Genomic DNA, 19247 nt, shown 5'->3' with positions numbered 1-19247 from the left:
AGAACAACCGTTATATAAAACCTACTCAAAGCTACTCAACAATATCCATTGCTTATCACTTTGAACTTCGTTTACTTCCTGCTTCATCCTGGAGAAGTCGGCTTCAACCAGTCCACAAGCTAGCATCGTCTAACTGACGACTCTTGACAAATTAATTGCCGCGTTTAAATCACGGTCAATAACAAAACCGCAATGACCACATTCAAACACTCGCTCACTTAAACTGAGTGTTTCTTTCTTGGTTCCGCAGTTAGAGCAAGTCTTGCTGGACGGGAACCATCGGTCAACCACAACTAGCTTAGAACCATATAGTTCACACTTGTAGGTTAATTGACGACGGAACTCAAAAAATCCCATGTCCTGAATACTTTTAGCCAGTTTGTGGTTAGCCAACATACCTGATACGTTCAAGTCCTCAATTACTACTGTGCCGTGGTTCTTGGCAAGCAATGTTGTTAACTTATGCAAGGTGTCTTTTCGGATGTTGGCTATCTTTGTGTGTAATCTGGCTATTTGCATTTGAGCTTTTTTCCAGTTAGCTGAACCTATTACCTTGTGGCGGTTCAACCACTGCATTCGAGATAATTTAGCCTCATACTTTCGGTAAGATTTGGATCCTTCTATCACTTCACCAGTTGAGAGCATTGCCAGTGTTTTTACTCCTAGGTCAACGCCTACAACGTCCGTATGCTCAGACTCCTGTTGTTCTACATCAAACCGGAAACTGATATACCATCTATCGGCTTGACGGCTAATTGTGGCAGATTTAGTTAATACTTGTGGTAGTCGTTCATAAGTTTTAAGAACACCTATTACAGGTACTTGAATTTTGTTATTGCCTAAGATTTTGACTGTGCCTTCCAATGTGAAAGAGTCACGTTTGCCTTTTTTCTTGAACTTCGGAACGCCAGCAGTTTTATTAAAACAGCGCTTCCAAGCTTCACCTAAAGCCATTAACGCTTGTTGTGGAGTAGATTTACTGCACTCGTAGTACCATTCATGTTCCGATTTCACTAGTGCCACCAGCCATTTATGCAGGTCAATAGCAGAAGGAAACTTAATCTTGGAATCGGGATTGACTTTGTTGTGGTCAAGAATCTGTTTGGTTAAAGCTAATCCCCAATTCCAAGCATGACGAGCTACTCCACAATGTTTCGCTAATGCTGTACGTTGCTGATTATTCAGTTTCAATTCAGTCTTGAAACCTAACAGCACTATGACACCTCCTTTACAACTTGACTCATACCATCAATTAACTTCTTGTTTTTCTTGCTCCTAGAGCCATAGAGACGCGCTGAGAAAACAGTGATAAGTTCAATCATGTCTTGAACCAACTCTTGCTCAAATGTCACCTCTTCATTGGTTTTGTTGATAATGACTACTTCTGTCTCAAACTCCTCACACATGGCAAATACCAACTCAGCACCAAATCGTAGCAACCTGTCTTTGTGAGTCAGGACTAATCTTGCAACATCACCTTGCATAATTCGTTTGAGAAGTCTTTGAAGTCCTTTCTTTTGATAGTTCAAACCACTACCTAAATCTTGAATGGTTTCAAACTGCCAACCATTAGCAGAACTAAAAGCCTCTAGCACCTGCGCTTGACGGACTAAATCTTCTTTCTGGTCGTGACTTGAAACACGAGCATAATTGATGGTTATGCGTTCATCTAGTTGCTTCAAATCACGCGGCGTAATCCGCTTAATGTCTGCCAAATAAAATCTTCTTTGTCCAGTTGGTGAGCGCTCTGAACGAATCTTTCCTGAGTCAGCCCACCTCCTTAATGTTGTGATTGAGATACCTAATTCTTTGGCGGCATCTCCAACGCTAATTGTCATTTCTGGGATGTTCATTTGTAACTTCTGTTCATGACTACATCCCATTATCTCACCATTTTGCTAGATATGGTAAGGAATGGTGAGGAATTAAGTTACAGTTCTCAACCCCTACAAAAATCTGTGGTTCAATAGATATCTCCAGAAATTAATTTTGCGTTGTCTACAATCCTTGTAGAGACGCGCCATGGCGAGCCAGCGCTGCGGGAGGGTTTCCCTCCGCAGGCGACTGGCGTCGCGTCTCTACATTGTTTTTCACCAGATGTCTAATTAACTGAAAATAGCTGTAAGTTGAAGCTAACTTACTTATCTTGCATGGTCTTATTGTGCAAAACTTAAGATAATGATACCCACCCAGCTACGAACAGACATCTGCTGATGTCAGCACAAAGAGTGTGTATACACATTTGGCTCGCAACTTTGAAATGCTGCATTTCGCCATTTCAACTAAGCTAGCGGCAATCATCATGAACACAGGCAATCATCATGGCGTTCAAGCGGAGATTGCCAATTGCTAAAAGCGCGATTGCTGCTATGCAGGGCATTGCCGCAGAGGACCCGCCTTCGCAGCGATGCTCCTCAGGAGCATCGCATCGAACAATCCTTATGCTGGAGGCAAGACAAGATGAGCAGGTGGCATCTAAATACATCGGTTTTGATGGGGAGTGCTGTGTGGGTACTCGGTTGTACTGAACCGATCGCCGCTCAAGTTGTTCCCGATAACACGCTGCCGACAGCAGAGCAAACGCAAGTCTCCGGCAATCCCAATTTCCAAATTGACGGAGGAGCAAGGCGGGGTGGCAATCTGTTCCACAGCTTTAAGCAGTTTTCTATCCCCACTGGCGGTTCTGCCTTCTTCAACAATGCCGCCGATGTGCAGAACATTTTCAGCCGCGTCACAGGTGGGTCAATCTCTAATATTGATGGCTTGATTCGGGCAAACGCTACTGCCAATCTATTTTTGCTCAACCCCAATGGCATTCTGTTTGGTGCAGGTGCTCGACTCAATATTGGTGGCTCATTTATTGCCAGTACTGCCAACAGCATCAACTTTACTGATGGCTTTCAGTTCAATGCCACGAATCCTCAAGCTGCACCTCTGCTAACAATCAGCGTTCCCATTGGTTTGCAATATGGAAGCAACCCTGGAAGGCTTCAGGTACAGAGGTCGAATCTACAAGTAAATCCCGGTCGAACATTAGCACTACTTGGAGGAAATGTCAATCTAGAGGGAGGGCAGCTCCTGAATCCGGGAGGTCAAGTCGAGTTGGTAGGAGTGGCGGGAACGGACACCCTGGGGCTGAATGGGGATGGCGCTAACCTGAGTTTAAGTGTTCCTGAAAGTGTAGCACTTGCCGATATATCCCTAACCAATGGCTCACTCGTGGATACCCGTGCTACCGGCGGTGGGAGTATTGCCATTAGTGCTCGGAACTTAAATCTGTCGGAAGGCAGTCAACTGCTGGCAGGGATTTCCGGGGTGGGTTTACCCAACACCCAGGCAGGGAATATTGAAATTAATGCGACAGGGACAGTCACAGTAACAGGAGACGGCAGCAAGATTGCCAATGAAGTGGAATTGGGAGCTGTGGGCAATGCTGGTAACGTCAATATCACCGCCGAGTCGCTTTTCGTAACAAATGGTGCTCAACTGCTTGCCAGCACTAGAAGTCAGGGAAATGCAGGCAATTTCAATATCACCACTGGTTCTCTTGATTTTAAAAATGAATCTTTATTAGTTGCCAACGCTAAGGAAGAGGGAAATGAGGGAAATGCAGGCAATATAACGATTAACGTTCGCGATGCTGCCACATTCGACTATGGAGTTAGGGTATATACCGATGTCACAGGGAAAGGTCGAGGAGGCGACATCAACATTACCGCTGGGTCGCTTGCCTTAACAAATGGCTCTCACATGCTAGCTAGCACCGCAGGTCAGGGGAATGCAGGCAATTTCACTATCACCACTGGCTCTCTTCTTGTTAACAATGAATCTTTCTTCGCTGCCAGCGCGAACGGACGGGGAAATGCAGGCAGTATAACTATCAATGCCGGTGGTCCCGTCTCAATTGAGTATGGAGCTAAGCTATATACCGATGTCAATGCACCTTATTTATCTAACGTTGCCAAACAACCGGTAAAAGGTAACGGAGGTGACATAAACATTACCGCTGGATCGCTTGTGGTCAGATATGGTGGTCAACTGGTTGCCAATAGCTATGGAGACGGGAATGCAGGCAATATCTCCATCACCACAGGCTCGCTTTCTGTCACCAATGAAGCTTTTTTAACCGCTAGCGCGAATGGACGGGGAAATGGAGGCGATATAACCATTAACGCTAGTGGTCCCGTCTCATTTATTGATGGAAGTAGTGCATTCAGCAATCTTGGATTTTGCCAAACCAACAGTATCGGATGTAGCACCAGCACCGACACGGTAACAGGTAACGGCGGTAACATTACCATCAATGCGTCATCTCTCAACCTGATTAACGGCTCTTTCTTGGCTACTGGAGTTGGTGATAATTTTCTAAACAGAAAGGCGCAGGGGAGTGCCGGAAACATATCAATCCAGCTAAGAGATGCCCTCTCCTTAGACCAGAGCTATATCACTAGTCGGGTTTTTGCTAATGGTATCGGCAAGGCTGGAAACATCGACATTCGAGCTGGGTCTGTCTCCTCTTCTCAATCTTTGATTTCTGCCAGCACTCAAGGACAGGGTGATGCTGGTGGGATTTCCGTGTTAGCTACCGATTCAATCGTCCTGGACGATAGCGACATCTCCACTGCCGTGCAAAAAGGAGCAATTGGCAACGCCCGAGGGATTAATATAACAGCGCGATCGCTCACGTTAACTAACGGTGCTCAATTGAATGCGGTCACCTCAGGAGAAGGAAATGCAGGTGATATCCTCATTAATGCATCTAATAGTGTCAGTGTTTCTGGGACTAATACGACAGCTCCTCCCATAAAACTTTTCAATTACACTCCACCTAGATTTACATCCCCTCCAGAGTTTGTCGATGGAGTTTCTAGCGGTATATTCACCAGTACCAATTCCTCAGGAGTTGGCGGCAAGATCGAGGTAAACACAAGTGCTTTTAGCGTTTCAAACAGTGCGGTCATTGATTCTCGGACTACAGCTAATGGCCCAGGAGGAGCAATCTTTATCAATACGAATACGTTTGAAGCAATATCGGGTGGGCAGCTAACTGCCATTACGTCTGGTAATGGAACTGCGGGTAACATCACCCTTAGAGCGACTGACACTGTAAAAATAGCTGGCAGCGATCCATCCTACTCGGCGCGACTGGCTCAATTCGGTTCCGAAGTCGATATTTACAGTAAACCGAGAGTGGAAAGTATTGGTGCAGCCGCTGGGTTGTTTGCAAATACAGAACCCTCTTCCGCAGGGCGCGGAGGTAATATCCAAATTACGGCTGGGCAGTTAACTGTTCAAGAGGGTGCCCGCTTGGTGACCAGCACTTCTGGTAGCGGACGGGCAGGATACGTCACACTGAATGCCCCAGATATCCAATTGTCCGGTGCTGCCAGTGGGCTATTCGCTCAGACCACCACTTCTGCCGATGCAGGCAACCTCACCATTCAGCCACAGGGGAACGGGCAACGTGTCCGGGTGAACCTTCAGGATGGGGCACAAATCTCTGCCTCCACCTCTGGCAGTGGTCGTGGGGGACAACTGACCATTACCGCTCCCAATTCAATTACTCTCACAGGGGATGGTTCGATCATTGCGGCTGGAACAGGTGGCAGTGGTGCGGGTGGCAACTTAACTCTCACAACCGACACCCTCAACATCCAAAACCAAGCAGAAGTGACGGTCAGCAGTTCGGGCACAGGCAGTGCCGGTTCCTTGTTCGTGAATGCCAATCAAATCTATCTCGACAACCAGGGCAGAATTCGGGCAGACACAACGGGCGGTGGGGGAGATATCATTCTGCGATCGCCCCTAATTCTCTTACGAAACGGCAGTAACATCACAACCAACGCCAAGGGCAGCAACATTCCCGGTGGGAACATCGCGATTGATACCCGGTTTCTCGTGGCTGGCAAGAATGAAGATAGCAATATCAGCGCCAATTCTGAGGATTTTCGCGGCGGCAATGTCAGCATCAATGCCTATTCTATTTTTGGCATTCAACCGAGTCCTCAACTCACCCCCCTGAGCGACATCACCGCGACGGGAGCGACCTCTGCCTTAAGTGGCACGCTCGATGTCACCACAGCAGGAATTGACCCAAGTTCTGGTTTAGTTGAATTACCGACTGACTTTGCCGACCTGTCGCGGTTGATTGCTACTCGCTGTCCTGCTAACGAAGGCAATTCCTTCGTTATCACCGGGCGGGGTGGCTTACCGCCCACTCCTGAGCAAGAATTGGACGATGATGCCGAGTGGCAAGACCGACGCAGGTTAACAGTTGGTCAGCATACTCCACAGATGCCCACACCCCAAACGCCAACCACTCGCACCCCAAACCCCAAATCCTACACCCCAATCATCGAAGCAACCGGATGGCAGAGAACTCCCACCGGAGAAATCATCCTGGTTGCCACCACACCTGATCCAACGGTGCAACATCCGTTGAAGCAGCCAGTTAACTGCAAAAGCAGGCAGTAAACTAGACTTCTTGCATTCATTCCAAAGTACCAGTCAAAATCAAAAACGCTCACCTTCTTGATGTGAGCGCAAGTTTAGCTGTTGTGATGATTGTGGTAAGCCGCTGCACTTGGTGGTATACAGCAACGGCTTTCGCTGCAAGTCATTAATATTAATAGTTAGAGCGGTTGCCTGAGGTGCCGACAACATCACGGTTACCATAAGTTACGGATTCATCAGCTTTGCGGCTCTTGCGACCAAACAGACCAAACAGACCGAGCAAGCCTAACAAACCCCAATCACCATCCTGAGAATTTCCATCAGTTGCAGAGCGCTCTGTATTGGTAGTTCTAACAGTGCCATCGGGAGTGGTAGTTGTTTGGGCAGAAGCAGGCAGAACAGCAGGTAGGGTAGCTAAACTGAGGGCTAGAGCGCTAATACCCAAAACTTTAGAGACATCAAAGCGTTTCACGTTCAAATTCCTCAATTCAATGATTGCAAGTATTTAATGACATCTTATTAAGTTCCACTCAAGCCAGAATCAATCCTTGGCTGGAAACCTATATCTGCTTGAAGTTGCATCTGTATGATCAAAAAATACCTCGTAAGGAATGACGCCTTTTAGAATCAACCTCTTCCAGTCATCCATCAGTATAGAACAACACAGACATCAGGAGAAATACTGCCTTGGTGCGTTCTGATCTCGTATCTAAGCCCCATGAAAAATCGATTTTGCAAGAGATACGATGAACTTTGTTCATAAGCGTTGGATGAAAATGTTTCTTCCCCGTTCTGCCTTATTTCCAACTGAAGTCTAATCTAGAAGACAGTAGTAACAGAAAAATAGATTGTATCTTTAAAGACTTAAGTTAATCAGTGAAAAGATTAATTTTCACAATTTTTTCACAATTATTTCAAACTTGATATTATAATTGATAATAAAAGAATAATGCAGCAATTAATACTAACTAACAATATTTTTTCATTTGCTACAGACGTTTGGGATTTACTGATTTCAAGGATGTAGTTAATATAACTTCTTAGTTTATAGGAAGAATAGCATCACTATGAAAGCCAAATTATTTGCAAATATGCTAATTGCCAATGCCATCGCCCTAGGCAGCATTGCTAGTATGAGTCAATCCAGTTATGCTCAAAACAATACATACTTTTGTGGTACAAATAAGGACGGCGTACCAACAACATACGCCCGAACCGCAACAGGAACGAAAATTCAAGTCATTAGCTGGCAAAGAAATTGGAACAATAAATTTTCTGCAAAACAACGCTGTGAGGTCGTCTCTGCCAGATTTCAAAATGCTTCTGTTAACGGTGTGCTGAATTACCTGACAACTGGAAATATGAATGGTCAAAAGGTTTTGTGCGCCGCGAGTCGATATGGCGGTACTTGCAGCCTTTTGCTACTCACACTTAGGGCAGATGACGATGCTGGTCAAGTGATTGAAAATCTCAGGCAAATGGGTTACACCGCTAGCGGTCCGATTGTTCAATCAGATGATGGGTCTCCCCAAGTTTATATTGACATGAATCAGTTACTACGAGAAGAACCCGCTAACGCCGCTAAGTAGGATATTCTGGTTTAAATACATCAAAGAATGCATAGTTCACCATCGGGAAATAGGAAAACAAGGACAATGACCCTGTGTGTTTAAAAATTTCAAATTCAAAAAACAATTTTGAATTTTGAATTTTGAATTTTGAATTTTGAATTCCCCCTAGGGCTGCCCCCTATTTCCCGAATCACTAAATTGACACTCATGGGACATGGGCAAATGGATTGTCGGTTACTGACTTTGGTCGTCTGGGTAGGCACGTTATGGATGCTGCCAGTACAAAGTCTTTATATCAGTATTTCTGCCCCCAAGCTTTATGCACGGCAGCAAATCTCCCAGTTATCCCAAGAGCAACTGCAGAAGCTAGCTCAGTCCATCACTGTCAAAATTATCTCTGGAGAAAAGGGCGGTTCGGGGATATTGATTCAAAAAGACGGTTCGCTGTATACAGTTTTGACAAGTCAGCACGTCCTAGAAGTAGGGAAACCCCATCTGATTAATACACCCGATGGTCAAAATCATCCAGCCCAGTTGGTCAAAGATGTAAATTATGATAACAAGGATTTGGTTTTATTGCAGTTTCGTGCTCTGAATAACTATACCGTAGCTTCCTTAGGAAGTTCATCAACCTTAAAAGAAGGTGATGAAGTCTTTGCTGCGGGGTTTCCCTTTGAAGAGGATTCATCTAGTTCAAGGCAGTTTGTCACGCATCCGGGACGTATTTCTCTGTTGCTAGAACGCTCCTTGAAAGGGGGCTACCGGATTGGATACACCAATGAAGTTGAAAAGGGGATGAGCGGCGGACCAGTGCTCAATAGTGATGGTAAGGTCATTGGTATCAATGGCATCCATGCTCAGCCTTTGTGGGGCGATCCGTATGTGTATGAAGATGGTTCCCAGCCTAATGATGCTTTGCGCGAGCGGATGCGGCGTTCGAGCTGGGGAGTTCCTATTGAGATATTATCTCAGCTAGACCCCCCAATTATTCCACCAGAAAACCCGCAAGCAAGGAACACAGTTACCAAATCAACAGCCACATCCACGCCGTTGGTGGCAACTGTGGTTAACAACATTGCCAAAGAAATTACAGTGTTAATCACTTGGCAAAACAGTCATGGATCGGGGGTAATTGTTGCCAAGGAAGGTAACACATACTATGTTCTCACCGCTGGTCATGTCGTGCGAGGAAAGAACGACTTGAAAGTGGTGACTCTGGATGATCAGGAGTATGCGGTAAACACTAGCACCATCAAAACTTGGGAAGGAACAGATTTAGCACTGTTGCAGTTTACTAGCAACCAAACTTACCAAGTCGCTACTCTAGCTGACTATGACTTAGAAAACGAAGACAGAGTGGTTTTTGTGTCTGGTATGCCCGCATCAAAAGAAGCTACCACAAAACCAAACCGTCAGTTTAGTGCTGGATTGCTCTACGGTGGAGGAATTGATCGCGCCAAGGATTCTCGTTCTTTTGCTTTTGGTTATGAACTGGTTTATACCAATTCTACTGATAAAGGGATGAGTGGCAGCCCAGTGTTAGATAGCTTGGGTCGAGTGATTGGGATTCATACAGCAGCCGAAGGAGAACCAACCTTAATTAAGCAAAAAACTGGTGAGGAACGCGAAATCCAACTGGGTTACAGCTTGGGTGTGCCTATCCGTAGCTTTTTGGCACTGGTACAGCAGGAAAAATCGCAGATCAACTTCAAAAAGCATACCACAGTACCACCGCGATTAACCGATCCACAACAAGACGCAATTATCACATCTGCTCTGAATGTAGCATCACCAGGAAACAGCCGTGATGAATTTGAGTGGCTCAGTTATGGTAATAAACTGTTGCGATCGCAGAAATATGAAAAAGCAGTAGATGCATTTGAGCAAGCAATTCAAATCAAGCCAGACTTGTCTCAAGCTTGGTATGCACGCGGACGGGCACAGCGTCTACAGCGAAAGTATAAAGAAGCACTTCAATCTTTCAACAAAGCAACTGTATATAACCCAACATACGATCCAGCGTGGCGTGAGTTAGGCGATACGCTTTTCGCCTTGAATCGATACGAAGAAGCACGCCAAGCGCTAGAAAAGGTGATTTCACTCAAGCCAGATGAATTCATCGCTTATCGAGGACTATGCAATGTCTTGGGCGAATTAGGGAATTACCCAAAAGCAATTCAGGCTTGCGATCAAGCGATTAAAATCAATCCCCAGCCTTTGCAGTACATTCTCCGGGGTGATATCCGTATCAGCATGGGAGACACCAGCGAAGCAATTAAGGATTTTAACGAAGCTTTGCGCCTCCAGCCTGACAATCCCTTCGCATACCGACAGCGGGGTGTGGCAAGATCGAGTGAAGGCAATTATCAAGAAGCGCTTGAAGATTTAAACAAAGCGATCGCCCTTCAGCCTGACAATGCCTATGCCTACGTTGATCGGGGAATTGTCAACGCGATGATGGGAAACCGCAAAGCATTCATTCAAGATTTCGACAGAGCGCTGCGCCTTGAACCTGACTCGGCTGCTATTTATAATAAGCGGGGTACTGCTCGCTCTATTTTGCAAGATAACAAAGGAGCGATTGAGGATTACATCGCAGCAATTCGCTTTGCTCCCCAAGCAGCTTATCTTTACTACAAAAAGCTTGGCGATGTCCGAACTGTCGAAAAAGACTACAAAACAGCAATTGAAAACTATACGGAAGCGATACGCCTAGAACCTAATTATGCCCCTGCTTACGTTGGTCGGGGGATTGTTCAGGCTGTGATGGGACAAACTTCATTTACAGAGGATTTTGACACAGCTTTGCGTCTCCAACCTGATAACGCCTGGGTGTACAGTTACCGAGGATATGCTCGATTTCTCCTGAAAGATAAACAAGGAGGAATTGCAGATTACGACAAAGCCATCAGTCTGTTTCCTCAAGTAGCATATTTATACTACACGCTGCGGGGTAATGCCCGACAGGAACAGAAAGACTATCAAGGAGCGATCGCAGATTATAACGAAGCGATTCGCCTCAAGCCAGATTTTGCTTTAGCTTACAACAACAGGGGTCTAGCGCGTGTGCAAGAGCAAGGTTATCCAGGAGCCATTGCTCAGAACAATCAATCTATTCGCCTCAACTCCAACATTCCAACCGTGTTATATATCAACCCAGAGTCTCAAAAGGATACACAGGATACGCGCAAAGATTATGAAAAAGCGATCGCTGATTTTACAGAAGCAATTCGCTTGAAACCAGAGCTTGCGCTAGCTTATAACAACCGGGGTTTTGCGCGTTTGCAAGAAAAAGATGACAAAGGGGCGATGGAAGATTTCAAGAGTGCGATCGCCCGCAAGCCGGATCTTGCCGAAGCTTACAACAACGGGGGTTTTGCACGCCTTTTGCAGAAAAATTAGACTTTTTGCAACCAAGATTTCACCGAACCACCCGCCAAAGATTGATAGTCCCGTCAGTACAACCACTGGCAAGAGTTTTGCCATCGGGACTGAAGGCGACGGAAGTCACCTCTTTAGAAGGCGTCTTGAAAGTGCGAATTTCGCTTTTCGTTGCCACATCCCACAGTTTGATAGTATGGTCGCTACTACCACTGGCAAGAGTCTTGCCATCTGAGGTGAAGGCAACCGAATTAACCGAGTAGGAATGACCCTTAAAAGTATAAATTTCCTCTCCGGTTGCCAAATTCCACAGTTTAATAGTGGCGTCAGCACTGCTACTGGCAAGAGTTTGTCCATCGGAACTTATGGCGACAGACCGGATCGGTTGCGAATGCCCCTTAAAAGTTCTGATGACCTGCTTAGAAGCTAAATCCCATAACTTAACTGTGTTGTCCTCACTACCACTAGCAAGAGTTTGCCCATCACGACCAAAGGCGACAGATTTAACAGCACCTGAATGTGAGTTCAGAGTAGCGATTTCGTTTCCTGATGGCAGTTCCCATAGTTTGATGTTTCCGTCAAAACTGCCACTAGCAAGGATTTTGTTATTTGGACTAATGGCAACAGACTCAACCGAACTTAAATGCCCGTAGAGAGTACGGATTTCTTGCCCAGTCAAGAGATTCCACAGTTTTACTGTTTTGTCACCATTGGCACTAGCAACAGTCCGACCATCTGGACTGGTAGCGACTGAATGAACCGAACCAGCATTTGCTTCTAATGTGGCAATTTCCTTGCCAGTTGCCAAATTCCACAGTTTCAGTGTCGTATCAAAACTGCCACTTACAAGGGTTATGCCATTGGACGTGGAACTGATAGCGACAGAACTCACTAAATTAGAATGCCCGTTGAGGGTTTTCATCAGGAAACTGTTTTGTGCCACTAAAAAGTCTAAGGGCTGAAAATCGTTGACATAACAAACTGCTCCAAATCCCAACAACAGAATGGCACCACCTGCCAAAACTTTGTTTTTAAGTATAGTTGGCTGCAAAGATGGTTGAATCGCTAGATCACGCACCAAGTCCTTGATCACTTCATCCGCTGACTGATAACGCTCTTGAATGTCTTTTTTCAGAAGCTTATCAAGAATTTCTGCCAAATCTGTACTGATGGGACGTCTCAAATGTTGCCGCCAAGAACCAACCCAGCTATAGCCATTTTCTGTCCAAAATATAGCTGGTGAAATACCTGACATTAAATGAAAGCACGTAGCTCCCAAACTAAACAAATCACTCGCTGGATAAGCCTCACCATCCTGCATTTGTTCTAGAGGGGTATATCCACGTGTGCCAATAGTCGTTCCCGGTTTAGTCCGCACTGTGGCGCTAAGCTGTTTAGAGGCACCAAAATCAATCAGTACTAGCTCCCCCGCCCCGCTTGTTTTCCCCCCGCTTCCAGAGGGAGTCACAGAGATTCGCCGCATAATATTTTGTGGCTTGATGTCCCGATGAATCACCCCGCGCTCATGGATAAACTTGAGAACCGGCAGCAAATCGAGCAAAACTTCCCGAATTTCTATTTCGCCATATATTCCCTGTTGTCGCAACTCTTTGAGCAAAGTCTGCCCATCAACAAACTCTTGCACTAAATACAGATAGCTATCCTGCTCAAAGTAAGCTAGCAAGGTAGGAATTTGCGGATTTTTGCCTAATTCTTGTAATCGTTGAGCTTCTTGTTGAAATGACTCAATCGCCTTTTTCAAAGCCCATGTTCCCTGGACTTTCGGTGCCAATTGCTTGACAACGCAGCGTTCATTGAGCTTGTCTACATCTTCTGCCAAGTAGGTTCTGCCAAATCCTCCCTCATCTGAAAGCACTTTGATAACACGATAGTGACCTCTCAAAAGCGGTATCAGTGGCGCGCCACAACTCTGGCAGTTCGTTATCCCGTCAGGATTGAGAGGATGTGGGCAATCGGGGTTGAGGCAGCAGAGCATTGTCTGGCAAGCGTAACTGTGTTGCCATCTATGATATTACCACTACCCTTTATTAGCTAACGAGTTTTCTCATTGTAAAGTTGGAATACTTATGAATACTTATAAAATAGTAAGCATTGTTAGTGACCAATAGATCTCTGCGAAAACTGGCAACAATGGCAATGGCTGCTTAATCATGCACCTTTTGGTCTGGGTATTCGTCTGTATGTGATATTTATAAGCACAAATAAATCATCCGTGTTCATCTGTCCCTACCCTCCGGGAAGCCGCCCTGCGGGCGTCTACGCTTCGCTCGAGGGCAAGGTTTATCTGTGGTTTCATTTTCATAGCAATTGACTTTTGCAAGAGATTTATTAAGCATCTCTAAGTAGAACTTGACTGATTTCTACAGCAACCTGCTGATTTTCCCAATAGCGGGTATGAGAATCAACAGCGAACCAACCCGTATTCACTAAAACATCTTTGATTGAACCTTGAGGTCTAGTTGTATTCAAACTAAACAGCTTTTCTAAAGGGTAAGCAATAACATCTTGTTCATCATAAAAGTTGAGCCAAGTTCGCTTAATACCTTTTTCTATATCATCTTTAATAGGATTTTTGATGGAATTAAATTTCTTCCCATCTTTCCACAAATCACCTTTACGTAACAAAAATAAACCAATTGGAGAGCCTAAGGTAAAGAGATGACGGAAGTTAACACCTAGTTGAGAAATTTTGTTAGCGGAGAGTTCACTTTCATGTTCAAGACCCTCAGATTCCGGTAGAAACAAATGATTTTCTTCAAATAAATTAAACAAGTAGTCAAAAACGATGATTGAACCAAGAGAATGAGCAACAATACTATACGGTAAGCCTTTGCTAATATGAGATTCCATTTGCTGCCAAACTGTACTGCGAATATTGTTATCATTCTCAGATACATAAGCAGCAACATCACCCATAAAAAATGTTATGAATTTACGAATTGCACGAATTGGATGCATTACGTCGCTAAAAGGTAAATTTTTTTGGGTGACTTCTAATTGGGGAAACGCTGCATCAAAAATTGTAAGTTCTGCATCAGAAGTGACGCTTTGCCAGTTAATAAATACGCGCTCAAATTGATTATTAAAGATATCTATTGGCACTTGGCATTGCTCACAGTAGGCTTTTGCAATTCCCGTCCACAAAACATCGTACTGATTTTCTGAATAGCTTTCGCCCATACCGTGAATAAAAAATAAAATATGTTTGGTCATGTTTTTTTTAAATTAATAAATCAGAAATAAATTAGAATGAACGAGGCATCCGCCAAATCTTGATAATGTTATCAGCACTACCACCACTGGCGATCGCCTGTCCATCTGGACTGATGGCGACGGAATAGATATAGCCAGAATCCTTCTGTAAAGTGCGAATTTCCTGTCCTGTTGCTGGATTCCAAAGCTTAATAGTATTGTCATTGCTACCACTAACCAGAACCACTCCATTGGGAGTTTTGTCGTTAAGAGCACTTGACATATATGCAACAGAATTAACTTTCTCGGAATGCTGGTTCAGGGTGTAAGTAGCTTCTCCTGTAACCAAATTCCAAAGTTTGATTGTCTTGTCCTTGCTACCACTAGCAAGAGTGACACCATCCGGACTCAAGGTAACAGAAAGAACCATGTCGGAATGTCCTTTAAAGGTGCGAATTTCCTTTCCTGTTGCTAAGTTCCACAGTTTAATTGTCTTGTCCCAACTCCCACTTGCAAGCGTTGCACCATCATGACTGAAGGCGACAGAAGCAACTGCATTGGAATGTCCTTTGAAAGTACCAATTTCCTGACCTGTTTCTAGATTCCATAATTTGATGGTTTTGTCCAAACTTCCACTAGCAAGGGTTTTGCCATCTGGGCTAAAGGTGATGGAAGATACCCCACTAGAATGTCCCTTTAAAGTGCCAATTTCCTCTCCTGTTTCTAGATTCCATAATTTGATGGTTTTGTCTGCACTGCCACTAGCAAGAGTTTTGCCGTCAGGAGAAAAGGCGACAGCCCAAACCCATGTTGAGTGTCCTTTAAGAGTGCCGATTTCTTGTTGGTTCGCTACATTCCATAGTTTAATTGTGTTATCATCACTGCCACTAGCAAGGAACTTACCGTCAGGAGAAAACGCGACAGAATTCACATCGCTGGAATGTCCTTTCAGGGTGTTGGGTGAATCAGAATCCTCCGAGGTTCTAGTTATCGGCGGACTGGGTGTAGAAGCCTTGGTGATGAAGAGTGGACGAAAGTATGAATACCATCCTCCTAATCCCAACACCACAATCCCAGCACCAAGCAGCAAATATTTCTTTAGCTTACCGTCTGGTAGTAATGAAGTTAATTGCTCTGATGATGGGGCGACTGAAAGTAAGGTTGAGGATAGTGGTTGTGACTGACGTAACACATCCTTATGAACTTCATCAGCCGATTGATAACGCTTTTGGAAGTCTACTTTTAACAGCTTGTCTAAAACTTTAGCCAATTTTAGGCGTGAAATTGTTACACCTTGACCAGGTTGATTCAAATATCGCTGCCAATGATTCACCCAACTATATCCATGTTGCATCCATAGTTTAGATGGAGAAACCCCAGTCAGCAAATGAAAACAAGTCGCACCCAGACTGAATAAATCACTAGCTGGGTAAGCTTTTCCATCTTGCATCTGTTCGATCGCCGTATAACCGTGCGAACCAATCGTCGTGCCAATTTTAGTCTGCACAGTTGCGGTAAGCTGTTTTGAAGCTCCAAAATCAATCAGTACCAATCGGCGATCGCTATCACGCCGGATAATATTCTGCGGCTTGATATCTCGATGAATCACCCCACGTTGATGGATAAACTCAAGGACAGGCAGTAAATCCAGCAAAAGTTCTCGAATTTTGCTTTCACTGTAAGTTCCCTGTGTCTGCAATTCTTTTAGTAAATTCTGTCCTTCGATATATTGCTGCACTAAAAACAGGTATTTATCCTGCTCAAAGTAAGCCAAAAGTGTAGGAATTTGATGATGTTGTCCCAACTGCTGAAGCTGTTTTGCCTCTTCTTTAAATAACTCCACCGCCTTTTTCAAAGCAGAAGTTTCCTGGAGTTTTGGTGCTAATTGCTTAACAACGCAAGGTTCATTTAGCTTGTCTATATCCTCTGCTAAGTAAGTTCTGCTAAATCCCCCTTCATCAGACAGTACATTAATGACACGATAACGACCCCTCAACAAAGGAATCAATGGTGTATTGCAACTTCGGCATTGCTGGCTACCATCTGGATTTAAAGGATTTTGGCAATCGGGATTCAGGCAGCAGAGCATACTGGGAATCCATGTGCAGGTTGAGTATATGTTAACGTTAAGCGATGCCGTATAATTTTGCCATCTCTTGTTTGACTCAGTAAGATTGCCATTTTACATAAAGGCGCTTTGCTTTGTTGTCAACTAACTATCTTACAATCTAAGTGAATTTCAGGGCATTAAGCTTGAGCAATACATATGGATATGCTTGTGTGCCTAAATTCTACCTGTTATCTATTTCATCCTGTTTTGCGTGTTCTCCGGATTTTTACGCTTAGTCTGAATGCGATAAGACAAACAATTTTGCGTGTGCAAAAGGCAATTTGTCATTTTAACGCATTGATATACTACTTATTATTATTGACTTTAAGAAACTTGTTACCCCTCAAGTTGAAGTCAGCTTCTTCATCACCTCAACAAATTGAGGAACATTTTTACTCCAGGATAGTCATAATACTGCTTTTTGTGTTTTTTTGTCATCACAAATATGTAAACCGTACAAGGTGATGATTTATTTGTAGAAAAATTAACGGCAATTTTTCACCGTATTTCAGTAAAATTTATACAGGTAAATCAACTTTTTTTAGTTCTGCTCGACAAGCAAAAAGCAAATTAAGCAGAACGTAGTTCATAAGCCAAATAAAACAAGGTGTAAATCTATCTTTAGCAAGGTATAAATCTACCTTCCGATTGAATTGGGAAATAAAAAATGAGGAGTGAATGATGGCAGGAAAAAATAATAAACACTATAGAGATAGATTAAACTTTGTTTTAATTTTGTGCATGAGCAGTAGTTGGTTGACAACGAGTTATGCTCTACCTATAAAGGTTTTGGCAAATCCGCTACACTCTCAACACTTCATAATTGCCAAACCACCAGATGAGAGACAACCAGAAGCGGTAGAAAAAGGAATTGAGCAAATCCCTGTGGCTCAACCGCCTGTATCTCAACAACGCAAACAACCTATTGAGTCACCTTTACCTCCTGCTACTGCACCCACAGCCCAGGGGAGTACTACCTCAACACCGAAACCTGCCGCCACTGGCACGAATTCTGCACCCACAGCTCAGGGGAGTACTACCTCAACACCGAAACCAACTGCCACTGGCACGACTTCCACACCCACAGCAACCGGTACTAGCACCTCAGCACCGAAACCAACTGCCAATGGCACGACTTCCACACCGACAGCAACCGGTACTACTACCTCAGCACCGAAACCAACTGCCACTGGCAGAACTTCCACACCCACAGCAACCGGTAATACCACCTCAACACCGAAACCTGCCGCCACTGGCACCACTTCTGCACCCACAGCCCAGGGGAGTACCACCTCAACACCGAAACCTGCCGCCACTGGCACGACTTCCACACCCACAGCAACCGGTACTAGCACCTCAGCACCGAAACCAACTGCCACTGGCAGAACTTCCACACCCACAGCAACCGGTAATACCACCTCAACAGCGAAACCTGCCGCCACTGGCACCACTTCTGCACCCACAGCCCAGGGGAGTACCACCTCAACAGCGAAACCTGCCGCCACTGGCACCACTTCTGCACCCACAGCCCAGGGGAGTACCACCTCAACAGCGAAACCTGCTGCCACTGGCACCACTTCTGCACCCACAGCCCAGGGGAGTACCATGCCAGTACCTAAGCCTTCCACTACTGGTTATCCTTCCACACCCACAGTGACAGGTACTACTACCTCAGCGCCTAACCCTTCAGGTCGTCGTTCTACTCCTTCACGCCAAAGAAACCGCCAGCCAGCTAATGTAGGTTCGCCACTTGCTACTTCCATAACACCTACTTTTAGGGAAATTAATTTTGTAGATATCGCCTTCGGTGTTCTGGCTCCAGGCGACTATCAGTCGCAAGGCAGATATTTTCATTTTTACGAGTTTGAGGGCAGAGAAAACCAACTGATTCAAATTAGACTCACGGGCAGTGCGGATCAACGTCGCTCAAACAATTTGAGTCTAGACCCCTACTTGCTTCTGCTTGACCCAAATAATCAAGTTCTTTTAAAACGAGGTACTGGCGGGGGAGTAGATAATCGAGGAGTGAAGGATGCATTTATATTTGTACGATTGCCCGCGAAGGGTACTTACAAAATTGCAGTCACAAGCCAAAACCCATCACAAAAAGGTCGTTATAGCATCGCTCTGAGGAATGATAGAGCCAGCTACACTTTAGATCAATCCCGCGAACTGACATCAGCGGGCTTGACCCTGAAACAAAACAGAAGCCCTTACAATGTTTCCAAGTTTCAGGGTAAGAAAAACCAGCTTGTTAGTATCCGTGTGGATAGTATTTTTGAGCAGTTTTCTCCGTATATAGTCTTGCTAAATTCTAAAGGGCAAATCGTAGCCTCAGATAGTGACAAAGACGGCAAGTACAGTGCTCTCATTGACCGCGCTAGGTTACCGGAAGATGACACTTACTACATAGTGGTCATTTCAGCGAATGCGCAGGAACGCGGTACATACCGATTAACGCTCTTTTAAAAAGAATTATGAATCTTAAATAATGAATGATGCAAAACTTCATGATTCGT

The 19247-nt window shown here is 44.7% G+C and carries 12 protein-coding genes; 5 read left to right on the top strand and 7 right to left on the bottom strand.

Annotated features, from left to right (window positions below):
- Positions 1–129: 129 nt before the first annotated feature.
- Both V5G28_RS16525 and V5G28_RS16520 read right to left on the bottom strand, forming a co-directional pair.
- Positions 130–1215, bottom strand: a complete 1086-nt coding sequence (locus tag V5G28_RS16525; protein WP_332991320.1) for an RNA-guided endonuclease InsQ/TnpB family protein — start codon at positions 1213–1215, stop codon at positions 130–132.
- The gene (locus V5G28_RS16520; RefSeq protein WP_442994269.1) at positions 1215–1853 is read right to left on the bottom strand and encodes an IS607 family transposase; all 639 of its coding nucleotides are present in this window, start codon (positions 1851–1853) and stop codon (positions 1215–1217) included. The genes V5G28_RS16525 and V5G28_RS16520 overlap by 1 nt, the downstream gene beginning before the upstream one ends.
- A 468-nt stretch (positions 1854–2321) precedes the next feature.
- Here V5G28_RS16520 and V5G28_RS16515 point away from each other — a divergent pair, with 468 nt between their 5' ends.
- Entirely contained in the window at positions 2322–2528 is a 207-nt protein-coding gene (locus V5G28_RS16515; protein WP_336230935.1) for a hypothetical protein, read from the top strand.
- Positions 2461–6474, top strand: coding sequence for a two-partner secretion domain-containing protein (locus V5G28_RS16510; RefSeq protein WP_336230933.1), 4014 nt, complete (start codon positions 2461–2463; stop codon positions 6472–6474). Before V5G28_RS16515 ends, V5G28_RS16510 begins: the two co-directional genes overlap by 68 nt.
- Positions 6475–6625: 151 nt before the next feature.
- Here the strand turns inward: V5G28_RS16510 and V5G28_RS16505 are convergent, their stop codons facing one another.
- Entirely contained in the window at positions 6626–6925 is a 300-nt protein-coding gene (locus tag V5G28_RS16505; RefSeq protein ID WP_332991313.1) for a WGxxGxxG family protein, read from the bottom strand.
- Positions 6926–7520: 595 nt separating this feature from the next.
- On the opposite strand from V5G28_RS16505, the gene V5G28_RS16500 reads away from it, so the two are divergent.
- Both V5G28_RS16500 and V5G28_RS16495 read left to right on the top strand, forming a co-directional pair.
- The gene (locus V5G28_RS16500; protein WP_332991311.1) at positions 7521–8042 is read left to right on the top strand and encodes a COP23 domain-containing protein; all 522 of its coding nucleotides are present in this window, start codon (positions 7521–7523) and stop codon (positions 8040–8042) included.
- Between the two features lie 189 nt (positions 8043–8231).
- Positions 8232–11426, top strand: coding sequence for a tetratricopeptide repeat protein (locus V5G28_RS16495; RefSeq protein ID WP_336230931.1), 3195 nt, complete (start codon positions 8232–8234; stop codon positions 11424–11426).
- Between the two features lie 19 nt (positions 11427–11445).
- On the opposite strand, the gene V5G28_RS16490 is transcribed toward V5G28_RS16495, so the two are convergent.
- From V5G28_RS16490 to V5G28_RS16475, 4 genes are all read right to left on the bottom strand, one after another.
- On the bottom strand, positions 11446–13401 hold the full coding sequence (locus V5G28_RS16490) for a serine/threonine-protein kinase (protein ID WP_332991308.1): 1956 nt from the start codon (positions 13399–13401) through the stop codon (positions 11446–11448).
- A 353-nt stretch (positions 13402–13754) separates the two neighbouring features.
- On the bottom strand, positions 13755–14639 hold the full coding sequence (locus V5G28_RS16485; RefSeq protein ID WP_332991306.1) for a hypothetical protein: 885 nt from the start codon (positions 14637–14639) through the stop codon (positions 13755–13757).
- Positions 14640–14670: 31 nt separating this feature from the next.
- Entirely contained in the window at positions 14671–16707 is a 2037-nt protein-coding gene (locus V5G28_RS16480; RefSeq protein WP_332991304.1) for a serine/threonine-protein kinase, read from the bottom strand.
- A 1046-nt stretch (positions 16708–17753) separates the two neighbouring features.
- Positions 17754–18335 carry a hypothetical protein gene (locus V5G28_RS16475; RefSeq protein WP_332991302.1) on the bottom strand — a complete coding sequence of 194 codons (582 nt, stop codon included), beginning with the start codon at positions 18333–18335 and terminating at the stop codon, positions 17754–17756.
- Between V5G28_RS16475 and V5G28_RS16470 the strand changes: the two genes are divergently transcribed.
- Positions 18334–19197: a hypothetical protein gene (locus V5G28_RS16470; RefSeq protein WP_332991300.1), complete on the top strand. Its 864-nt coding sequence runs from the start codon at positions 18334–18336 to the stop codon at positions 19195–19197. The two genes, V5G28_RS16475 and V5G28_RS16470, sit on opposite strands and share 2 nt — an antisense overlap.
- Positions 19198–19247: the final 50 nt, after the last annotated feature.

It is taken from the genome of Scytonema sp. PRP1, assembly GCF_036697665.2.
In the GTDB taxonomy this organism is placed as follows: Bacteria; Cyanobacteriota; Cyanobacteriia; order Cyanobacteriales; family Nostocaceae; genus Kalymmatonema; species Kalymmatonema gypsitolerans.
This window is presented reverse-complemented; position numbering and strand designations above follow the sequence as displayed.

Excerpts from the sequence above, each read along its gene's own strand:
- V5G28_RS16480 (WP_332991304.1), bottom strand. The coding sequence starts at position 16,707 with ATGCTCTGCTGCCTGAATCCCGATTGCCAAAATCCTTTAAATCCAGAT.
- V5G28_RS16510 (WP_336230933.1), top strand. The coding sequence starts at position 2,461 with ATGAGCAGGTGGCATCTAAATACATCGGTTTTGATGGGGAGTGCTGTG.
- V5G28_RS16490 (WP_332991308.1), bottom strand. The coding sequence starts at position 13,401 with ATGCTCTGCTGCCTCAACCCCGATTGCCCACATCCTCTCAATCCTGAC.
- V5G28_RS16485 (WP_332991306.1), bottom strand. The coding sequence starts at position 14,639 with ATGACCAAACATATTTTATTTTTTATTCACGGTATGGGCGAAAGCTAT.
- V5G28_RS16515 (WP_336230935.1), top strand. The coding sequence starts at position 2,322 with ATGGCGTTCAAGCGGAGATTGCCAATTGCTAAAAGCGCGATTGCTGCT.
- V5G28_RS16520 (WP_442994269.1), bottom strand. The coding sequence starts at position 1,853 with ATGAACATCCCAGAAATGACAATTAGCGTTGGAGATGCCGCCAAAGAA.
- V5G28_RS16475 (WP_332991302.1), bottom strand. The coding sequence starts at position 18,335 with ATGGTACTCCCCTGGGCTGTGGGTGCAGAAGTGGTGCCAGTGGCAGCA.
- V5G28_RS16495 (WP_336230931.1), top strand. The coding sequence starts at position 8,232 with ATGGGACATGGGCAAATGGATTGTCGGTTACTGACTTTGGTCGTCTGG.
- V5G28_RS16500 (WP_332991311.1), top strand. The coding sequence starts at position 7,521 with ATGAAAGCCAAATTATTTGCAAATATGCTAATTGCCAATGCCATCGCC.
- V5G28_RS16470 (WP_332991300.1), top strand. The coding sequence starts at position 18,334 with ATGCCAGTACCTAAGCCTTCCACTACTGGTTATCCTTCCACACCCACA.